The organism is Aliiglaciecola sp., from assembly GCF_039982535.1.
Taxonomy (GTDB): Bacteria; Pseudomonadota; Gammaproteobacteria; order Enterobacterales; family Alteromonadaceae; genus Aliiglaciecola.
In genome coordinates this window covers 1-1,714 of record NZ_JBDWYG010000083.1, presented here as the reverse complement: position 1 = coordinate 1,714, position 1,714 = coordinate 1, and the positions used below count along the sequence as shown (strand labels likewise).

The window sequence follows — 1,714 nt, the reverse complement described above, 5'->3', positions numbered from 1 at the left end:
GCATATGCAGCCGGTGCCATCATGGCGACAGCCGCAACTGCGGTGAGTGATGTTTTAAATTTAGCGTTCATTGTAATGTAATCTCCCTAGACGCTTTGGCCGCCTCTTCATGTAGAGTTTAACATGAGCGCGATCCTAATTTTGAACATCCGATTTCTAAAAACGGAATGCCGCTTTAATAATTAAGCCTATGTAAGTTCTTTATGTTAGCGAAATTTCCGACTTCTCGGACATTCCGTTGCGGAACGAATAAAGATAGCTATTCATGAATTTATTGAACAATATTAAGAACAGAATGCTTGACTGCGGACTTCACCCGGTAACCTATTTCGGTTTATGACATGAAATTTTGGCAAGATATAACCAAGAAAACAATGACATGCCAAAGGAATTACTTGCCACAAATGGGTAACTGAGGATGCCTGCCAACATCAGTGACCCTATTGATCGGTCAATAAATAATTTGGGGCGGCCAATGGGTCTTGAATAACCTAAGGGGACCAAGCATCCTCTCAATTGGTGCCTGTATCTCTAATACAGTTCATATTGTCGACTTGCGCGGAGCCTTGATGAATACCCGAATAACTCTAAAGCAATTAGAAACGCTTTATTGGATTGTAGAACTTGGAACATTTGAAAAGGCAGCCTCCCAGCTGTTTGCAACGCAATCGGCTGTGTCTAAACGGATGCAAGAACTAGAGCGTGGAGTTGGAATAGAAATTTTCAATCGCTACCACCGCGGTGCCAAACTAACCAGCAAAGGCGAGGAACTTTATGATATTGCCAAAAAAATGCTCTTGCTCCACGACCAGATCCTCGAGATGCGTAGCACCGAGTGCCTACACCATAGATCCTTGAAAATCGGTGTGACGGATCTCGTTACCACAACATGGTTTTCGCAATTCGTTACTGAAACACGCGACCGTTTCCCCCAAGTGAGACTAGAGCCAAAAGTCGCGATGGACTCCGAATTACTCAATGATTTAGAGCAGGATAAACTTGATCTGATCATCATCCCGGAAACACCGACTTTACCTGAATTTACATCAGTCCCGATCGAAAGCGTACCAAATCACTGGATCGCCAAAACAGGATATTTCAATCTAAAGGCCCCGATCCGACACAGAGATTTTTCAAATTTTACCGTTTTAGTACAAGGCCAACTATCTGGATCCAGCGTGTATCTAAATAAATGGCTTAAAAACCGCGGCGTTACCTTTCCAGATACGGTGGTCTGTGACTCCATGTCCGCCCTTCTTGGGCTTACCGTGGCAGGTCTGGGAGTCACTTACCTTCCTTTTCCTTTATGTCGTCAATTGGTTGAAAACGGAATACTCGAAATCATTCAAACAGAAGTCCCATTACCTCCCGTGCCCTATGTGGCAATATACCGGCAAGATCGACCACTTTCCCTTGTTCAAGAAATTGCCGATATTGCGGTGTCCAGTTCCGACTTTACCAGGCATTTTCCAGCTGTATTTTAACAAGAGTTTAGTCCCGGCTTTAACCCTTCGCATTCTTCAATCTATGACTGACAGATCGGGAGATTGCCCAACAGAAGACGGTGATTATGCCCTCTAACTTATTGATAAGTTTTGTGTATAATATTGGTTGCGGGAGTAGGATTTGAACCTACGACCTTCAGGTTATGAGCCTGACGAGCTACCGAGCTGCTCCATCCCGCGCCATATTGGTAATTAGAGATCGTTTTAGA

Annotated in this window: 1 protein-coding gene and 1 tRNA gene; one reads left to right on the top strand and one right to left on the bottom strand. The window is 44.1% G+C overall.

The features are described from left to right. Nucleotides 1-569 precede the first annotated feature (569 nt). Entirely contained in the window at nt 570-1,484 is a 915-nt protein-coding gene (locus tag ABJV04_RS21335; protein ID WP_348493822.1) for a LysR family transcriptional regulator, read from the top strand. Nucleotides 1,485-1,608: 124 nt separating this feature from the next. Here the strand turns inward: ABJV04_RS21335 and ABJV04_RS21330 are convergent. Then, a tRNA-Met gene (locus tag ABJV04_RS21330) sits at nt 1,609-1,685 on the bottom strand. Nucleotides 1,686-1,714 lie beyond the last annotated feature (29 nt).